Consider the following 16,709-nt stretch of genomic DNA (forward strand, 5'->3'; position numbering starts at 1 on the left):
TCACACCAGCGCGGGGCGCGGGTCGACATGGGTGCGGCGCGAGGCGTGCCGGCGCAGCCCGATCAGCGGGCGCAGCGGCCCGATCGCGCGGCCGACCAGGTAGAAGGCCCAGCAGCCCGCCACCGTCGCCACCACCAGCAGCGCGAACTCGGCCCAACCCGGCAGCGCCAGCGGGCGCAGCGCGTCGGCGGCGAGCACGATGATCGACTGGTGGACGATGTAGAAAGGGAACACCGCCTCGGTCAGCATCGGGCGCCAGCGCTGGTCGCGGTTCCAGTGCGAGTCGGCATAGCCGATCAGCGCCGTCACCGCGCTCCAGCCTTCGACCGCGCGCGCGATCGAGAAGATATTGCCCCAGGGCGCGGGCATGGTGTTGCCGGGCCAGCGGATCTCGATGCCCGCGACGAGCGCGTAGGCGGCCAGTGCGAGCGCCGCCGCGGGCTTCCACTGGCGCACGAAGGCCGCCAGCGTGGCCGGCGCGCAGGCGAGCGCGTAGCCGAACAGGAAGGCCGGAAAGTAGCTCGCGTGCGCGACCCAGTCGTCGGCGAGCGCGTGGGTCTCGCGTGCGCCCGGGAAGAGGACGAAGTTGACCAGCACCATCCAGGCGATCGGCAGCGCCAGCAGGGCGGGCCCGCGCATCACCCAGGCGAAGCCGCGCTGCCCCGCCGCGGTGACGGCGGCGGGCAGTAGTCCGGCGGCAAGTGCCAGCACGAGCGTGTAAATCCAGAGATAGCCGACGAACCACAGATGGTTCCAGGTTGGCAGCAGGAGCGGCCCGACCATCCCGAAGCGCCAGTAATCGTGCCAGTAGAAGTACAGGAATCCGTGCGGATAGCCGAACTTCTCGCCGAGCTCGACCCAGGGCTGTACCGGCACGATCACGGCCACCCCGAAGGCGAGCGGCACCAGCAGCCGCAGCGAGCGCTGCCGCGCGAACCGCCACGGCTTCTTGTTGCGGATCATGAGCGCACGGCTGGCATAGCCCGAGACGAGGAACAGCAGCGCGAGCCGCCACGGATTGGACGCCATCATCGGCACCGCCACCCACCAGGCCCCCGGCAGCTTGGCGTGGAAGTCCCATGGCACGAACACCATCCCGACATGGTAGAGGATGAGGATCGCGAACGCCCCGATGCGGAGCCAGTCGAGGCCGTAATGCCGCTGCATCGCGGCGCGACTAGCATTAACGTGGCGGTTACGCGAGGCGGGGTGGTCCAGCCGTGCCGCGGCGATCCTCGAACACCGCGCCGTAACGAGCCGCCGCCTTTCAACCGTCACGTCGCGCATGTATATGAGGCGCCATGTCCATTCGTCCGTGGCGCGACATCATGCGCCGAGAGAGCCGCCAGATCATGGTCGGCAACGTTCCCGTCGGCGGCGGCGCGCCGGTCACCGTGCAGACGATGACCAACACCCCCACCGAGGACGTGCGCGCCACGGTCGACCAGATCCGCCGCTGCGAGGACGCCGGCGCCGACATCGTCCGCGTCAGCTGCCCCGACGTCGCCTCGACCAATGCGCTGCGCCAGATCGTGCGCGCCGCCACGGTGCCCATCGTCGCGGACATCCACTTCCACTACAAGCGCGCGCTCGAGGCGGCGGACGCGGGCGCGGCGTGCCTGCGGATCAACCCGGGCAATATCGGCTCGTCCGAGCGGGTCGCGGAGGTGGTGCGCGCCGCCAAGGCCAACGGCTGCGCGATCCGCATCGGCGTCAACGCGGGCAGCCTCGAGAAGGACCTGCTCGAGAAATACGGCGAGCCCTGCCCCGAGGCGCTCGTCGAGAGCGCGCTCGATCATATCAAGCTGCTCCAAGACCACGACTTTCACGAATATAAGGTGGCGGTGAAGGCGTCGGACGTGTTTCTCGCGGTGGCGGCCTATCAGCAGCTGGCGGACGCGGTCGACTGCCCGCTCCATCTCGGCATCACCGAGGCGGGCGGGCTGATCGGCGGCACGGTGAAGTCGTCGATCGGCATGGGCTCGCTGCTGTGGTTCGGGATCGGCGACACGATCCGCGTCTCGCTCTCGGCCGAGCCCGAGGAAGAGGTGCGCGTCGGTTTCGAGATCCTCAAGGCGCTCGGCATCCGCAACCGCGGCGTACGCGTGGTCAGCTGCCCGAGCTGCGCGCGTCAGGGCTTCGACGTGATCCGCACGGTGCAGACGCTGGAGGAGCGGCTCCAGCATATCCGCACGCCGATGTCGCTGAGCGTGCTCGGCTGCGTCGTCAACGGCCCGGGCGAGGCGCGCGAGACCGATATCGGGATCACCGGCGGCGGCAACGGGCGCCACATGGTGTATCTCTCCGGCGTGACCGACCATCACGTCCAGGATGCCGATATGGTCGAGCATATCGTTCGGCTGGTCGAGGCCAAAGCCGCCGAGATCGAGGCGGCGAACGCGGCGGCGGCGCTCGCGGCGGAATAGGTCCGATGCTATAGGTCAGGTCCTGGAGGGCCTGACATGACCTATCATGCGAAGGTGATCGCGGGCGGCACGATCGTTATCCCCGCGGATCTGCGTCGAGAGTTCGGCATCAAGGACGGCGACACCGTCGCGTTGGAGAGCGACGGCGAGCGGATCGCGCTGCGCCGTGATGATCCGGAGACAGCGCTCGCGCGGCTACGCGAGGCGATGGAGGGCTATAGCGTCGATCGATTTCTCAATGAGCGGCGGCAGGACTGGGGCGAGTGAGATTGGTCGTCGACGCGTCGGTGTCCTTGCTTACCTCCCCGACGAGCCGGGCGGCGAGCTTCTGGCGAACGACGACGGAGCGTTCCTCCTTTCCGCGGTTAATCTCACCGAGGTAATAACGAAGGTGACGGAGCACGATCTCGCGCCCGAGATGGTACTCGGCATTCTACGTCACCGGCCGATCGAGCTCGTCGAGCACGGATCGGACGATGCGATTCGAGCGGCGAGACTGCGACCGCTCAGCCGCCACCTCGGCCTGTCACTCGGCGACCGCGTCTGTCTGACGCTGGGACAAAGGCTGGCCTTGCCGGTGATGACGTCGGACCGACGATGGGCTGATCTTAGTTGCGACATCGACGTGCGTCTGATCCGTTGACCGCGGCGCGTGCGCTCTCGCCCGCGCTCGCCTTCGCGGTGGCCGCGGCGGGGATCGGGCTGTTCTCGATCATGGACGCCTTCATGAAGGCGCTGACGCTCGCGCTCGGCGTCTACAACGCGCTGCTGTGGCGCGCGTTGGTCGCCGCGCTGATGGGCGGCGCAGTGTGGCGGCTCGGCGGCGGGCGGCGGCCCACGATGCGCGCGCTGCGGCTGCACGTGCTGCGCGGCGCGATCACCACCGCGATGGCGCTGCTGTTCTTCTGGGGGCTGGCGCGGGTGCCGATGGCACAGGCGATCGCGCTCACCTACGTCGCCCCGCTGCTCGCGCTGCTGCTCGGCGCGCTGTTCCTGCACGAGCGCGTCGGCACGCGCGTGGTCGTGGCTTCGCTGGTGGCGCTCGCCGGCGTCGGCGTGATCCTGGCGGGACACGCACGGCTGGCGCTCGGCCCCGACGGACTGCACGGTGCCGGCGCGATACTGGCGTCGGCGGTCCTCTACGCCTGTAACCTCGTGGTCGCGAGGCTGCAGAGCCAGGCCGCCGACGCGCGCGAGATCGCCTTCGTCCAGTCGGCGGTGCTCGCGGCGCTGCTCGGGCTGGCCGCGCCCTGGCTGGCGACGGTGCCGCCGGTGACGCACTGGTGGCAGATCGCGGTCGCGGCGGCACTGGCGACGGGTTCGCTGTTCCTGCTCGGCTGGGCCTATGCGCACGGGGAGACCGGCTTCCTAGCGACGACCGAGTACACGTCCTTCGTCTACGCCGCGCTGCTCGGCTGGGCGGTGTTCGGCGAGCGAGTCGCGACCGCCACGCTGGCGGGCGCGGCGGTGATCGTCGGCGCCTGCCTCTACGCCGCGAGGCGTCGCGCGGTGCCGCGCGGCGCGCTAGAGGGAGCGACATGACTGTCTCGATCCGCCCCGCCACGCCCGCCGACGTACCGACCATGCTGCGCTTCGTGCGCGAACTCGCCACCTATGAGCGCGAGCCCGACGCGGTCGCGGCGACCGAGCCGATGATGGCGGAGGCGCTGTTCGGAGGCGATCCGGCGGCCGCAGCGTTGATCGCCGAGCGCGAGGGCGAGGCCATCGGCTTCGCTCTGTACTTCTTCACCTACTCGACGTGGACCGGCCGGCGCGGGCTGTGGCTCGAGGATCTCTACGTCACGCCCGAGGCGCGCGGCAGCGGGGCGGGCGCGGCGCTGCTGCGCGCGCTCGCGGGCGTGGCGCTCGATCGCGGCTGCGCGCGCTTCGAGTGGACCGTGCTCGACTGGAACACGCCGGCGATCGACTTCTACCGCGCCAAAGGAGCCGTGCCGCTCGACCAGTGGACGACGCAGCGGGTCGAGGGCGAGGCGCTGGTGAGGCTCGCGGGGCGCGGTTGAGATGGCCTGGATCTGGTTGATCGCGGGCGGTCTGTTCGAGGTCGGCTTCACCACGTGCTTGCGCAACGTCGACGGCTTCCGCCATCTCGGCTGGACGCTCGGCTTCCTTGTATCGGTGTCGCTGTCGATGCTGCTGCTCGAAGGCGCGGTGCGCACGATCCCGATGGGCACCGCCTATGCGGTGTGGACCGGTATCGGCGCGCTCGGCACGGTGCTGATCGGCATCCTCTGGTACGGTGAGCCAGCGACTCCGCTGCGGCTGCTGCTGATCCTCGGCGCGGTGTCGTGCATCGCCGGGTTGAAGCTGCTCGGATCGGGCGCGTGACGCTCGACCGCGGCCTCGTCGTTTGGGTCGCGGAGGCGATGGCGCCGCTCGGTAAGGTGACTCACCGGCGGATGATGGGTGGAGCGGCGCTCTACCTCGACGGCGTGATCTTCGCGCTGGTCACGGGAGACGGCGCGCTGTGGTTCAAGGCCGACGCCGCGAGCGACGCCGCGTGGGACGCGGCCGGGTGCGAGCGCTTCCGCTACGCGCGTGCGGGCAGGAGCGCGTCGATCAATTATCGCCGCGCGCCCGAGGACGTTCATGACGTCGCGGACGCGATGCGGCAGTGGGCGATGCTGGGTTTAGCGGCGGGGCGACGCGCCGCGGGATAGGTCACCTTCGGGCGAAGCGATCGTCTCGCGGGACGACGCCGTATGCTCGATACCTCCTCGCCTCGCACCCGAGCCGTCATCCCCGCGAAGGCGGGGATCCAGACGCGCGGGTCTTCGATGGAGTCGCAGCGTCAGCGGCTATGGATCCGCCTGCGCGGGGATGACGGGAGGAGCAGCGAGCGGAAGAAAGAGAACCGACGAGAGCGGCGCGGCCCCGAGCGACCGCTCAGCCCCCGCCCCCGCCTATTCCTCGCCGCCGCTCAGTCGCGCCCGGGCACGTCGTGGTCGTGCGGCTCCTCGCCCTCGGCCTTCGCCTCGTTGTAGCGCGCGATCGCCTCCAGCGTAATGCGACGCGCTTCCTCGCGGCCGCCCCAAGTGCCGATGCGCACCCACTTCTTCTTCTCCAGGTCCTTGTAGTGGGTGAAGAAGTGCTCGATCTGCTGGAAGACGATCTCGGGAAGGTCGTCCTTCTCGCCGACGTTGGCGTAATAAGGGAAGGTCGAGTCGACCGGCACGCAAACCAGCTTCTCGTCGCCGCCGGCCTCGTCCTCGAGGTTGAGCACCGCGATCGGGCGCGCGCGCACGACGCAGCCCGGGATGAACGGCGAGCGCGCCACGACCAGCGCGTCGAGAGGGTCGCCGTCGGGCGAGAGCGTGTGCGGCACGAAGCCGTAATTGGCCGGGTAGCGCATCGGCGTGTGCAGGATGCGGTCGACGAACAGCGCACCCGACGCCTTGTCGAACTCGTACTTCACCGGCTCGCCGCCGGTGGGCACCTCGATCACGACGTTGAGATCGTCGGGCGGATCCTTGCCGACGGGAATGAGATCGATACGCATGCGCTTCCCCTTACTTGCGGCAACGCCCCGCGGGTCAGCGGGGCGTCAGGAGACGATCGAGGCCACCGTCGCCGGTGCCGATCTTCTGCAACCGCGGGTAGCGCAGCCCGCCGTGATAGTCGAGCGCTGCACTGCGGAATCTATCCGAGGCCTTAACCATCAGCTGGATAGGCGTTTCATTGGTCTTGGCGGCGGTGATCGCGGCCTTGAGCTTGTCGGCCGAGTAAGCGTCGCCGTTCACCGCGACGACTTGATCGCCCACGGTGAGGCCCGCGTCGAAGGCGGCGCTGCCCCAAGTGACGCCGGTGAGATTGCCCGCAGCGTCGAGCGCCAGCCCGCCCGAGTAGGTCAGGTTGGTGCTGTGCGCGCTCGCCTCGGCGGCCTTGAACGAGGGCGTCGGTGTCTCGCTATAGGTCAGTTTGTAGCCGTTGCGCGTGAATCCCTCGATCGGCGCGCCCTTGGCATGCTCGGTCAGGCGGCGCCGGAGATAGCCCGCCCAGTCCCACGGCACGATGCCGTTGAGCGTCTTGGCGACGTCGTCGAACGTGTAGGTCAGCTCGCCCCAGTCACCGTCGCGCACGCCGAAGAAGGCGCGGGCGAAATCGTCGATCGACTTGGCGCCGCCCGACTTCTCGCGCAGCAGCGAGTCGACGTCCATCCAGACGAGCAGCCCCTCGTTGTAATAGTCCTCGCTGCGCTGCCAGCTGGTCCAGCCCTTGGGGCGGCGCGACGAGATGATCGGATCGTTGGTGGTGTCGACCAGGTCGCGCCACTGTCGCGCCGGCTGGCTGTCGTACAGCGCCATGATCGCGGCATATTGGTCGAGCGTGTCCTGCTTGCTCACCAGCCCCGAGCGGGCCTGGAGCACATAGCCCCAGAATTGCGTCTGGCCCTCGTACACCCACAGCAACGAGTCGCGCATCGGGGTGCGGAAGTCGGGCGTCCACAGGTCCGCGCCACGGCGGAACTTGCCGTCCCAGCTGTGGGTGAACTCGTGCGGCAGCAGGTTGCGGCGACCGGGGCCCTCGTCCCACTTGGTGAAATAGCCCGGTGTCACGCCGTTCTCGCTCGAGCGATGGTGCTCCAGCCCGATGCCGCCGAGCTGGTCGGTGATCGAGAGCAGGAACTCGTAGTGATCGTAATGCTGCGCGCCGAAGGTCTTGACTGCCTGGTCGACGAGCCGCTGGTGCCCCGCGATCTGTTCGGGCGTCGCGGCGAGCTCGGCGGGATCGTCCGCGAAGACGTTGAGGTTGACCTTGGGGGAGAGCGGCCAGCTCTTGCCGTAGCGTCCGGCGAGAATCGGGCTGTCGACCAGCACCTCGTAGTTGGTGGTCTCATAGGCGTAGGTCGAGCCGGTCGCCTTGGCCTTGAGCGCCCCCGCGGCGGTCCAGCCGTCCGGGTACTTTACTGTCATCTGGATCGGTATCTGCCGCGTGAACCAGCCCGCGGGATAGAGGCTGACCGAGTTGGGCTGGAGCGAGATCATCGTCGGCGTCACCGCGATGCGGCCCTGGTTGGCGGCAGTGGCGGAGATGAACTGGAACTTGGCCTCGACGCTGCGTGCGCCGGCGGGGACATCGAGGTGGAAGGCGAAGACGTCGACCGGGTCGCGCGTCCATTCGATCCGCTTCCCGTTCGCGGTGACGATCAGGCCGGCGAGCTTCTCGATCTCGCCGCGCGGGCTGTGCGCACCCGGCAGCCACTTGGGGAAGAGCAGGACAAGATGGCCCGGCTGCGCCACCGGGATCGTCTCGGTCACGCTGAGGATACCGCGCGTGGTGTCGGTGGCGTCGACGGCGAGGCGGATCGTGCCGGGATAGGGCGTGTCGCGCGGCGCGGGGATCGTGTCCTCGAAGGGCACGGGCTGCGGCGCGCTGTTGCCGGCGGGTACCTGCGCGGCGGCACCGAGCGGCGAGAGGACGGTGGAGGCCAGCAGCGCGGCTGCGGCATAGCGACGGATCATGGCGGCGTCCCGATGTGCTGTTGTCACATCGGGCGTAGCGAGCACGCGCGGCGCTCGTCCAGCCCTGGGGCAGAAAAAAGGTCAGCGAGGGTGACGGTTCGGGGCGGCGGAGCGGCGCGCGGCCGCCCCGCGCCGATCAGATCATCCCGGCCTTCATCTGCTTGACCGCATGGTCGGCGGCGCGCGCGGTCATCGCCATGAAGGTCAGCGACGGGTTGACGCACGACACCGACGCCATCTGCGATCCGTCGGTGACGAACAGGTTGGGCGCGTCATGCGCCTGGTTGAAGCCGTTGAGCACCGACGTGCCGGGATCGCGCCCCATGCGCGCGCCGCCCATCTCGTGGATCGCCTCGCCCGGGACGTGCTTGCCGCGGCCGCCGGTGACGTTGGTCAGCCCGGCCTTCTTGAGCATCAGCTGGCCCTGCTCGAGCGCGTCGTCCATCATCTTGATCTCATTGTCGCGGAACGTCACGTCGAAGCGCAGCAGCGGGGTGCCGAAGCGATCCTTCTTGCTGAAGTTAAGCATCACGCGATTGTCGTCGTACGGCAGGCACTCGCCGAACGCGCCCATCGAGAAGCGCCACGGGCCGTACTCGCGCATGCCGTGCTTCATCCCCGCGCCGAAGCCCTCGGGCGCGGCGGCCTGGCGGAACGCCTGGCCCTGATAGCCGTAGCCGCGCTTGAACGGCAGCTCTTCGGCGACGAGGTTGCGGAAGCGCGGGACATAGACGCCGCCGGGGCGCCGCCCGTACTCGATCAGGTCGGTCATGCCCGGGATCTCGCCCGAGACGCCGACGCGGAAGATATGGTCCATCACGCCGCTGCCGAGCGCGCCGTTGGAGTGGAACCAGCTGCGCTCGCTGTCCGCCGGGCGCGAGTTGAGCAGAACGTGCATCGAGCTCATCGCCGAGGCGCAGAGGAACACCATGCGCGCGTTGACCACCTCGGCACGTCCGGTGTTGGCGTCGACCAGCCGCACGCCGGTCACCCGCTTGCGCTGCGGGTCATATTCGAGGTTGGTCGCCCAGGTGTCCGAGCGCAGCGTCAGCCGCCCGGTCGCGCGCGCCGCGGGGAGCGTCACCGCCTGCGTCGAGAAATAGGCGCCGAAGCTGCAGCCGTGGCTGCACTGCGCGCGCTTCTGGCAGCGCGAGCGGTTCTGCTCGGGCTTGTCCTGGGTGATGTTGCTGAGCCGCGCGTTGATCAGCTTGCGCCCCGGGAACTCGCGCTCGAGCCGCTCCTTGAGCCACACCTCCGCGACGTTCATCGGGAACGGCGGCATGAACTCGCTGTCGGGGAGATAGGGCAGGTTCTCCTTCCCGCCCGACACGCCGATGTACTTCTCGACATATTCGTACCAGGGCGCGACGTCGTCGTAGCGGATCGGCCAGTCGGTGCCGACGCCCTCGCGCTTGTTGGCGGTGAAGTCGGCGTCGCTCCAGCGGAAGCTCCAGCGGCCCCAGGTCAGCGACTTGCCGCCCACCACCGAGGGGCGCACCCAGTTGAACTTGTTGGGCGCGTCATAGTCGTAGGGGTTGAGGCGATCGTTGATGAAGAAGGGCTGGGTGGCGGGCGAGACCCAGCCGTTGAGCGCGAAATAGTCGCGCTTGGCGAGCGCGGCGGGCATCTTGTCGCGCGCCGGCACCTCATAGGCGGGCTTGCCGTCGAAGGGGTAATCCTCGCCATGCTCGACCATGCGGCCGCGATCGACCATCAGGACGCGCAGTCCCTTCTCGGTGAGCTCCTTGGCGGCCCAGCCGCCGCTCACGCCGGAGCCGATGACGATGGCGTCGAAGCGATCAGTTGCTGCCATGATGTTCTAGTCCGCGGTATCGAGGGTCGGATAGGCCGGGGCGGCGCTGGCCGCCGAGCGGCTCAGGACGAGAAGATGCGCTTGACCTTGGCGTAGGGGTACGCGCCGTCATAGTCGCCGGGGACCGGGAGATAGTGCCGCTCCTGCGTGATCCCGACCTCGGAAGTATAATAGCCCGAGATGACGAGCTGGCGAAACGCGGTGAAGAAGGGAAGTCCGCCGGTCAGCTGGTCGTTCATCGCCAGCGTCAGCAGCGCGTCCTGCTGTGCCGCGGTCGCCTTGGCGGCGGGCACCTTATAGTCGGCCATGCTGCGCGCGTCGATCGCGGCGAGGCCGCCGAGGATCGTGGCGCGATCGTCGTCGACCGCCCAGTCCCCCATCATATGCTCGATATACTCCGGCACGCCCGCCGCGATCGCGCCCGGCGTATCGGTGGTGGGCAGCACGCGCTCGCTGAGCGCCGCGACGGTCGCGCGCTGCGCGGCGGTGAACACCGGCGCGGGCGGACCGGTGTTGATCACCGGGTTGGGCTGGTAGGCGGCGGCGCGGGCGAGCGGGGCGAACAGGTTCGCACCGAAGACCGCGACCACGCCGGCGAGTGCCTGACGACGATCGATCATGCGCGCGCTCCGGGCGCGCGGCGTCCGTGAGTGACGCGCATATCCTCTCCCACCCCATCAGGTTGTTGAGGCGGATGTTTCCACGTCAGCGGGCCGACGTCAATGCGATAACGGTAGCGGTACCACAAACCGCCGGGCGACTCAGCTGGAGCCCAAGACGTTGATGCTGAAAGCGATCACCCCGAGGTTGAAGACGAAGCCGGCGAGGCACTGTCCCAGCACCACGCGACGAACGGGCGCCGAGGCGATCGTCACGTCCGAGGTCTGGAAGGTCATGCCCAGCGTGTAGCTGAAGTAGAGAAAGTCCCAGTAATCGGGCGCGCTCGTCCCGGGAAAGTCGATCCCTTTCGAGTCGCCGCCCGCCTTTGCCGGCATGTAGAACAGATGCGCATAATGCAGCGCGTAGATCATGTTCGAGAACAGCCACGCCAGCACGAGCGTGCCGATCACCAGCAGCTTGCCCGCGCCGCTCTCATTGCCCTTCAGCTCCGAGTCGACCGCGACGAGGATCGCCAGCGACACCGCGCCGGTCACCGCGAGCAGCAGCGCGCGATTGGCGTCGTTGGCGCGCGAGGCGCGACGCATCTGCGCGGGCGTGTCGTGGCGGAACAGCGGCACCAGCGAGACCAGGAAGGTGAAGGCGGCGATGTCGAACGCCGCCATCACCCCGCGTCCCTTGCCCAGGTGCGGGATCGCCGCGGCGAGCGCGCCCGCGAAGACCAGCACGAACAGCACGAACCGCGGCGGCGCCAGCTTGCGGCCGATCCCCCACCAGCGCGGCGGGAGCGGGTGGGCGGCGGAGTCGCGCGACGGGTCGGTGCTCATGCGACGATTGGCTAGCGCTCGCGCGGCCGCTCGCCTAGATACGCCGACCCATCATGAGCCGTATCCAGCCACCCGCCCGTGTCCGCGGCACCCAGGACATCTTCCGCGGCGAGCAGCGCCGCTTCGCGCGCGTGCTTGACGCCTTCGACCGCGTCCGCCGCCTCTACTGTTTCGAGCGCGTCGAGGTGCCCGTGTTCGAGGACACGCAGGTGTTCGCGCGCTCGATCGGCGAGACCACCGACGTGGTGTCGAAGGAAATGTACTCCTTCCCCGACAAGGGCGGCGACATGCTGACGCTGCGCCCCGAGTTCACCGCCGGGATCGCGCGCGCCTATATCAGCAACGGCTGGCAGCAATATGCGCCGCTCAAGCTGGTCACCTCGGGCGCGGTGTTCCGCTACGAGCGGCCGCAGAAAGGCCGCTACCGCCAGTTCCACCAGATCGACGCCGAGATCCTCGGCGCGCCCGAGCCCGCCGCCGACGTCGAGCTGCTGACGCTCGCCGACCAGCTGCTCCACGAGCTCGGCATCGCCGAGGGCGTGACGCTCAAGCTCAACACGCTCGGCGATGCCGAGACGCGCGAGGCGTGGCGCGCCGCGCTGGTGGCGCACTTCGACGCGCACCGCGGCGAGCTCAGCGAGGACAGCCTGACGCGGTTGGAGAAGAACCCGCTGCGGATCCTCGACTCGAAGGACCCGCGCGATCGCCCGATCGCCGACAGCGCGCCCGACATCGACGCGTATCTGACCGCGGAGGCGCGCGCCTTCTTCGACGCGGTGACCGCCGGGCTCGACGCCGCCGGGGTCAAGTGGGAGCGCGACGCGCGGCTGGTGCGCGGGCTCGATTACTATCGCCACACCGCGTTCGAGTTCGTCACCGACCGGCTCGGCGCGCAGGGCACGGTGCTGGCGGGCGGGCGCTACGACGGGCTGGTCGAGAGCCTCGGCGGGCCGGCGACCGCGGGCGTGGGCTGGGCCGCGGGGGTGGAGCGGCTGGCGATGCTGCTGGCGGAGCCCGAGGCGGAGCGGCCCGACGTGGTGTTGGTGGTCGAGGACGAGCGCGCCGCCGGGGCGGCGAGCGCGGCGCTGGCGCGGCTGCGACGCGCCGGGCTGGCGGCCGAGCTGGTCGCGACGGGCTCGCCGAAGAAGCGCTACGACAAGGCGCTCAAGCTGGAGCCGGCGGAGACATTGGTGTTCGCCCATGACGGGACGGCGGTGACGACACGCGCGCGGCTGCTGCGCGGCGAGGTGGCGCGCGCGGTAGAGGTGCTGGCGTGAGCGCATTCTCGATCCTCCCCGGGACGGGGAGGGGGACCAGCCGTGGGCTGGTGGAGGGGGGCTTCCACAAGCGCTGCGCTGCGGGGAGAACCCCCTCCACCACGCCGCTTCGCGTCGCGGTCCCCCTCCCCGTGCCGGGGAGGATTGCTTTTTGCTTGGTGGGAGCTCGCCCCTCGTCCCCATCGCGCCGCGTTGCTCCTAGCATCCTCGTCGCACAGGCCGTCGCATGACCGCGATCTCGCTCGACCGCATCCGGCAGATCGAGGCGCGGCGCGACGAGCTCGCCGCGATGATGGCGAGCGGCGCGCTCGACGGCGACCGCTTCGTCCAGGTCTCGAAGGAATATGCCGAGCTCGAGCCGGTCGCGCTCGCGGCGGGCGAGGTGCGCCGCCTGCGCCAGGAGGCCGAGAGCCTGTCCTATATGACCGAGGATGCCGACGCCGAGCTGCGCGCGATGGCGGAGGAGGAATTGCGCGACAATCGCGCCGCGCTGGCGGACGCCGACCGCCGGCTCGCACTCGCGCTGCTGCCGCGCGACGCCGCCGACCAGCGCTCGGCGATGCTCGAGGTGCGCGCCGGAACCGGCGGCGACGAGGCGGCGCTGTTCGCGGGCGACCTGTTCCGCATGTACCAGCGCTACGCCGAGCGGCAGGGCTGGCGTGTCGAGCTGATCTCCGCCTCCGACAGCGACGCGGGCGGCTACAAGGAGGTGGTCGCCAGCGTCACCGGCGCGGGTGTGTTCGCGCGGCTCAAGTTCGAGAGCGGGGTGCACCGCGTCCAGCGCGTCCCCGTCACCGAGAGCGGCGGACGGATTCATACCTCGGCGGCGACGGTGGCGGTGCTGCCCGAGGCGGAGGAGGTCGACGTCCAGATCGACGAGGCCAGGGACCTGCGCATCGACGTCTATCGCTCGTCCGGGCCGGGCGGCCAGTCGGTCAATACCACCGACAGCGCGGTGCGGATCACGCACCTGCCGACCGGGCTGGTGGTGATCCAGCAGGACGAAAAGTCGCAGCACAAGAACAAGGCCAAGGCGCTCAAGGTGCTGCGCACGCGGCTGTACGAGGCGGAGCGCGAGCGGCTGGCGAGCGAGCGCTCGGGCACGCGCAAGGCGATGGTCGGCTCGGGCGACCGCTCCGAGCGAATCCGCACGTACAATTTCCCGCAGGGACGCGTCACCGATCACCGTATCAACCTGACGCTCCACCGCCTGCCCGAGATCCTGCAGGGCGACATGGACGAGCTGATCGGCGCGCTGGTGGCGGAGGACGAGGCCGAGCGGCTGGCGACGCTTGATGCGGCGTAGCAGGCAGGGTCGCGGCGGAGCGAAGCGGCCGCGCGGCATATGACCGCCCGCCACGCCCTGCGCGACGCTGCCGCGCGGTTCGCGTTCTCGGACACGGCGCGGCTCGACGCCGAGCTGCTGCTGGCGCACGCCCTAGGGATCACGCGCGAGCGGCTGCTGCTCACGCTCGACGACTGGACCGCCCCGCCGGGCTTCGCCGCACTGGTCGAGCGACGTGCGCGGCACGAGCCGGTCGCTTACATCACCGGCACGCGCGCCTTCTGGACGATCGAGCTCGCGGTCGCCCCCGGCGCGCTGATCCCGCGGGCCGACAGCGAGACGCTGATCGAGGCCGCGCTGGCGCATTTCGCCGACCGGGCACCCGCGCGCGTGCTCGACCTCGGCACCGGCCCCGGCACGCTGTTGCTCGCCGCGCTCGCCGAGTGGCCGGGTGCGACCGGGCTCGGCATCGACCGTTCCGCTGCCGCGCTCGACCAGGCCCGTGCCAACGCCGCCGCGCTCGGGCTCGGGGATCGCGCGGCGTTCGGACAGGGTGACTGGGCCGCCGGAATCGCCGAGCGCTTCGACCTCGTCCTCGCCAACCCGCCCTATGTCGCCGCCGGGGCGGATCTTCCCGACGAAGTGCGCGACCATGAGCCGGCGGCCGCGCTGTTCGCGGGGGCCGACGGGCTCGACGACTATCGTGCGATCGCACCGCAGCTGCCGCCGCTGCTCGCGCCCGGCGGTGTCGCCTGCGTCGAGATCGGGGCCGATCAGGGCGAGAGCGCCGCCGCGCTGTTCCGCGCCGTCGGGCTGAGTGTCGCACTGCGGCCTGACCTCGCCGGCCGTGATCGCTGCCTCGTCGTCACGGCTTGATTCGGGGCCTCGCGCCCCCATATTTCGCTTTGAGAACGCCGGCCGAGCCGTTACAGACTGCGTCGGGGCACGCGAACTCAACGACATTTGTTGTGTTGGATGGGCGCACGGCCCTCCCTTCGTCATCAGCCGCTGCAGTCCGGCGGCATGGCAGGCCTGCGGTGCCCGGCACGCGCGGCGCCGGGGAACGACTGCAACCCGTGTATCGGGAGCAAGTGCCGGTTTTGGTTCCAGGACGAGGACAGTGATTTGATCAACAACCGTCAGAACGGTCGCCGTCGCGGCCGTGGTGGTGGCCAGCAGCGTCAGGGTGGCGGCGGCCAGGGGCAGCGTGACAGCGGTAATCGGATCGACAGCCGAGCCCGCGGCAACGCGGCTCAGTTGCTGGAGAAGTACCGCAACATGGCGCGCGACGCGCAGATGGCCGGCGACCGCGTCAACACTGAATACTACCTCCAGTTCGCGGACCATTATTTCCGGGTGCTGGCCGATCAGCGCGGCCGTTCCGACGACCAGCCGTATCAGCGGCGCCAGCGCGACGATTTCGACAGCTTCGACGACGGTGACGATTTCGGCGACGAGGGCGAGCCAGTCCGCGCCGACGAGCAGCAGCGCGTCAGCGAGGCGGAGCCGCGGCGCGAGCGCGATGGCAACCGCCGCGACGAAGGGCGCCGCGAGGAAGGGCGTCGCGACGAAAGTCGGCGCGACGAGGGGCGTCGCGAGGCACGCGATCAGGGGGAGCCGCGCCGGGAGGGCAGGCGCGACGAGCGTCGCCCGCAGCGCGAGGTCGCTGAGAACGCCGACGCCGCGCCGCGTGAGACCGGCGTATCGGTGAACGACGTGGCTGCGAGCGAGAGCGATGAGGGCGCACCGCGCCGTCGCCGCGGGCGCAAGCCGCGCGAGGAAGCCATGGCCGAGGGCACCGCTGTGAACGGCGCCGCGGCAGAAGCGGAGCGTGAGCCCGAGCTCGGCATCGACCGGCTGCCGCCCGCGCTCGGTGCCGCAGTCGAGCCGGTCGCCAGTGACGAGCCGGTCGCCAAGCCGCGCCGTCGGCGTGTTCGCGCCGCGGCGGAGGCCTCGCCGGCCGAGTGATGGCCGCCTGCGCCAGGTGATGGGAAGGGGTCGGTATCCAAAGGGATGCCGGCCCCTTCTTCGTTTCTGCGCCGCGGCGTCGCGGTCCGGCTCGCCGCGCGGCCGGGTTCGCCACACCCGACCCAGCCGCTTGCATTGCCCTCGGAAGAGAGGATGATGCGGTGAGGAGCGGTCACCCGCGTCGGGGCCGCCCGACGAAGGAGAGGTCATGACGATCGCAGCCATCCTGCGCGACAAGGGCGCCACGCTCGTCGCGGTCAGCCCGGAGACGACGGTCGCGGGCGCGATCGCGCTGCTCGCGGAGCACCGGATCGGCGCGCTGCCGGTGATCGCGGACGATCTGGTGCGCGGCATGTTCTCCGAGCGCGATGTCGTGCGGCTGCTCGCCGGTGGCGACAGCGGTGTATTGCAGGCGCGCGTGGGGGAGGTGATGACGGCGCCCGCGGTCACCGCGGCGCCGGGAGACGCGGTGCTTGCGGCTCTCTCGCTGATGACGCAGCGGCGTATCCGCCATCTTCCCGTGGTAGACGGCGCCGAACTGCGCGGCATCGTCTCGATCGGCGACCTGGTTAAATATCGGATCGAGCGGATTGAGGCCGAGGCGGCCGCGATGCGCGACTACATTCAACAGGCCTGAATGGCGCGGCAGGACGGTCGGGCGGCGTCGCCACCCACGGTGATTCGCCGCGGCTTCATTCCTGCACCGTATCTGAGAAGGCGAGGTTTTCTGCCGTTTTCGGTGGCTGGCGACACAAAATTGCAAAAAGTGTTTGACCGGTGGGAACGCCCTCCATATATGCCGCTTCACCGGACGGGGGGTGCTGCTGAGGCGGCGCTTCTGGGTCGGTCGCCAGTTAGGAAGGACAGCGGTCTCCCCGATCGAAGGGTGGGGGAGGTTCGGTTGTCCGGTTTCTTCGTCGGCGGCTCTTTGACATTGTAGGTTGAGATGAAGGGACATGTGGACGGTGGTCTGCGGGTCTTGTGCATGCAAGGTGCACGAGGGTCGTTAGCAGAC

General features: G+C 69.7%; 18 protein-coding genes. 12 read left to right on the forward strand and 6 right to left on the reverse strand.

Going from position 1 to position 16,709, the window contains the following annotated elements:
- Positions 1–1,167: an acyltransferase gene (locus FHY02_RS13515; RefSeq protein ID WP_183922881.1), complete on the reverse strand. Its 1,167-nt coding sequence runs from the start codon at positions 1,165–1,167 to the stop codon at positions 1–3.
- A gap of 134 nt (positions 1,168–1,301) precedes the next feature.
- Here FHY02_RS13515 and ispG point away from each other — a divergent pair, with 134 nt between their 5' ends.
- The 7 genes from ispG to FHY02_RS13550 are packed head-to-tail and all read left to right on the forward strand — an operon-like array spanning position 1,302 to position 5,104.
- Complete coding sequence (ispG, locus tag FHY02_RS13520; RefSeq protein WP_183922883.1) at positions 1,302–2,426, forward strand: flavodoxin-dependent (E)-4-hydroxy-3-methylbut-2-enyl-diphosphate synthase; 1,125 nt, start codon at positions 1,302–1,304, stop codon at positions 2,424–2,426.
- A 36-nt stretch (positions 2,427–2,462) separates the two neighbouring features.
- A complete protein-coding gene (locus FHY02_RS13525) occupies positions 2,463–2,693 on the forward strand; it encodes an AbrB/MazE/SpoVT family DNA-binding domain-containing protein (protein ID WP_183922885.1) in 231 nt (76 codons plus the stop codon).
- A complete protein-coding gene (locus FHY02_RS13530; protein ID WP_183922887.1) occupies positions 2,665–3,069 on the forward strand; it encodes a type II toxin-antitoxin system VapC family toxin in 405 nt (134 codons plus the stop codon). Before FHY02_RS13525 ends, FHY02_RS13530 begins: the two co-directional genes overlap by 29 nt.
- Complete coding sequence (locus tag FHY02_RS13535; RefSeq protein ID WP_183922889.1) at positions 3,066–3,968, forward strand: DMT family transporter; 903 nt, start codon at positions 3,066–3,068, stop codon at positions 3,966–3,968. Before FHY02_RS13530 ends, FHY02_RS13535 begins: the two co-directional genes overlap by 4 nt.
- The gene (locus FHY02_RS13540; protein WP_183922891.1) at positions 3,965–4,447 is read left to right on the forward strand and encodes a GNAT family N-acetyltransferase; all 483 of its coding nucleotides are present in this window, start codon (positions 3,965–3,967) and stop codon (positions 4,445–4,447) included. Before FHY02_RS13535 ends, FHY02_RS13540 begins: the two co-directional genes overlap by 4 nt.
- A 1-nt stretch (position 4,448) precedes the next feature.
- A complete protein-coding gene (locus FHY02_RS13545; protein ID WP_183922893.1) occupies positions 4,449–4,772 on the forward strand; it encodes a multidrug efflux SMR transporter in 324 nt (107 codons plus the stop codon).
- Entirely contained in the window at positions 4,769–5,104 is a 336-nt protein-coding gene (locus tag FHY02_RS13550; protein WP_183922895.1) for a TfoX/Sxy family protein, read from the forward strand. The genes FHY02_RS13545 and FHY02_RS13550 overlap by 4 nt, the downstream gene beginning before the upstream one ends.
- A gap of 260 nt (positions 5,105–5,364) precedes the next feature.
- Here FHY02_RS13550 and ppa read toward each other — a convergent pair whose 3' ends face one another.
- The 5 genes from ppa to FHY02_RS13575 all read right to left on the reverse strand — a co-directional run bounded on the left by ppa (position 5,365) and on the right by FHY02_RS13575 (position 11,164).
- Complete coding sequence (gene ppa, locus FHY02_RS13555; protein WP_132908226.1) at positions 5,365–5,943, reverse strand: inorganic diphosphatase; 579 nt, start codon at positions 5,941–5,943, stop codon at positions 5,365–5,367.
- 34 nt (positions 5,944–5,977) lie between these two features.
- Positions 5,978–7,906, reverse strand: coding sequence for a M61 family metallopeptidase (locus FHY02_RS13560; RefSeq protein ID WP_183922896.1), 1,929 nt, complete (start codon positions 7,904–7,906; stop codon positions 5,978–5,980).
- 136 nt (positions 7,907–8,042) lie between these two features.
- Positions 8,043–9,719 (reverse strand): GMC oxidoreductase, encoded by a 1,677-nt coding sequence (locus tag FHY02_RS13565; RefSeq protein ID WP_183922898.1) that lies wholly within the window; start codon positions 9,717–9,719, stop codon positions 8,043–8,045.
- Positions 9,720–9,781: 62 nt separating this feature from the next.
- Entirely contained in the window at positions 9,782–10,339 is a 558-nt protein-coding gene (locus FHY02_RS13570; RefSeq protein ID WP_183922900.1) for a gluconate 2-dehydrogenase subunit 3 family protein, read from the reverse strand.
- A 141-nt stretch (positions 10,340–10,480) separates the two neighbouring features.
- Entirely contained in the window at positions 10,481–11,164 is a 684-nt protein-coding gene (locus FHY02_RS13575) for a DUF1345 domain-containing protein (protein ID WP_183922902.1), read from the reverse strand.
- Positions 11,165–11,217: 53 nt separating this feature from the next.
- Between FHY02_RS13575 and hisS the strand changes: the two genes are divergently transcribed.
- From hisS to FHY02_RS13600, 5 genes are all read left to right on the forward strand, one after another.
- Positions 11,218–12,441: a histidine--tRNA ligase gene (hisS, locus tag FHY02_RS13580; protein ID WP_183922904.1), complete on the forward strand. Its 1,224-nt coding sequence runs from the start codon at positions 11,218–11,220 to the stop codon at positions 12,439–12,441.
- 226 nt (positions 12,442–12,667) lie between these two features.
- Positions 12,668–13,747, forward strand: a complete 1,080-nt coding sequence (gene prfA / locus FHY02_RS13585; RefSeq protein ID WP_183922906.1) for a peptide chain release factor 1 — start codon at positions 12,668–12,670, stop codon at positions 13,745–13,747.
- 39 nt (positions 13,748–13,786) lie between these two features.
- Positions 13,787–14,602: a peptide chain release factor N(5)-glutamine methyltransferase gene (prmC, locus tag FHY02_RS13590; RefSeq protein WP_183922908.1), complete on the forward strand. Its 816-nt coding sequence runs from the start codon at positions 13,787–13,789 to the stop codon at positions 14,600–14,602.
- A gap of 249 nt (positions 14,603–14,851) precedes the next feature.
- The gene (locus tag FHY02_RS13595; RefSeq protein ID WP_183922910.1) at positions 14,852–15,694 is read left to right on the forward strand and encodes a DUF4167 domain-containing protein; all 843 of its coding nucleotides are present in this window, start codon (positions 14,852–14,854) and stop codon (positions 15,692–15,694) included.
- Positions 15,695–15,902: 208 nt separating this feature from the next.
- On the forward strand, positions 15,903–16,331 hold the full coding sequence (locus FHY02_RS13600; protein ID WP_183922912.1) for a CBS domain-containing protein: 429 nt from the start codon (positions 15,903–15,905) through the stop codon (positions 16,329–16,331).
- Positions 16,332–16,709 lie beyond the last annotated feature (378 nt).

The organism is Sphingomonas sp. BK069, from assembly GCF_014193405.1.
Taxonomy (GTDB): Bacteria; Pseudomonadota; Alphaproteobacteria; order Sphingomonadales; family Sphingomonadaceae; genus Sphingomonas.

What these genes read in the sequence shown, in the direction of transcription:
- prfA (WP_183922906.1), top strand. Translation starts at nt 12,668, where the DNA reads ATGACCGCGATCTCGCTCGACCGCATCCGGCAGATCGAGGCGCGGCGC.
- FHY02_RS13560 (WP_183922896.1), bottom strand. Translation starts at nt 7,906, where the DNA reads ATGATCCGTCGCTATGCCGCAGCCGCGCTGCTGGCCTCCACCGTCCTC.
- prmC (WP_183922908.1), top strand. Translation starts at nt 13,787, where the DNA reads ATGACCGCCCGCCACGCCCTGCGCGACGCTGCCGCGCGGTTCGCGTTC.
- FHY02_RS13530 (WP_183922887.1), top strand. Translation starts at nt 2,665, where the DNA reads ATGAGCGGCGGCAGGACTGGGGCGAGTGAGATTGGTCGTCGACGCGTC.
- FHY02_RS13540 (WP_183922891.1), top strand. Translation starts at nt 3,965, where the DNA reads ATGACTGTCTCGATCCGCCCCGCCACGCCCGCCGACGTACCGACCATG.
- FHY02_RS13565 (WP_183922898.1), bottom strand. Translation starts at nt 9,719, where the DNA reads ATGGCAGCAACTGATCGCTTCGACGCCATCGTCATCGGCTCCGGCGTG.
- FHY02_RS13545 (WP_183922893.1), top strand. Translation starts at nt 4,449, where the DNA reads ATGGCCTGGATCTGGTTGATCGCGGGCGGTCTGTTCGAGGTCGGCTTC.
- ppa (WP_132908226.1), bottom strand. Translation starts at nt 5,943, where the DNA reads ATGCGTATCGATCTCATTCCCGTCGGCAAGGATCCGCCCGACGATCTC.
- hisS (WP_183922904.1), top strand. Translation starts at nt 11,218, where the DNA reads ATGAGCCGTATCCAGCCACCCGCCCGTGTCCGCGGCACCCAGGACATC.
- FHY02_RS13515 (WP_183922881.1), bottom strand. Translation starts at nt 1,167, where the DNA reads ATGCAGCGGCATTACGGCCTCGACTGGCTCCGCATCGGGGCGTTCGCG.
- FHY02_RS13600 (WP_183922912.1), top strand. Translation starts at nt 15,903, where the DNA reads ATGACGATCGCAGCCATCCTGCGCGACAAGGGCGCCACGCTCGTCGCG.
- FHY02_RS13570 (WP_183922900.1), bottom strand. Translation starts at nt 10,339, where the DNA reads ATGATCGATCGTCGTCAGGCACTCGCCGGCGTGGTCGCGGTCTTCGGT.
- FHY02_RS13575 (WP_183922902.1), bottom strand. Translation starts at nt 11,164, where the DNA reads ATGAGCACCGACCCGTCGCGCGACTCCGCCGCCCACCCGCTCCCGCCG.
- ispG (WP_183922883.1), top strand. Translation starts at nt 1,302, where the DNA reads ATGTCCATTCGTCCGTGGCGCGACATCATGCGCCGAGAGAGCCGCCAG.
- FHY02_RS13525 (WP_183922885.1), top strand. Translation starts at nt 2,463, where the DNA reads ATGACCTATCATGCGAAGGTGATCGCGGGCGGCACGATCGTTATCCCC.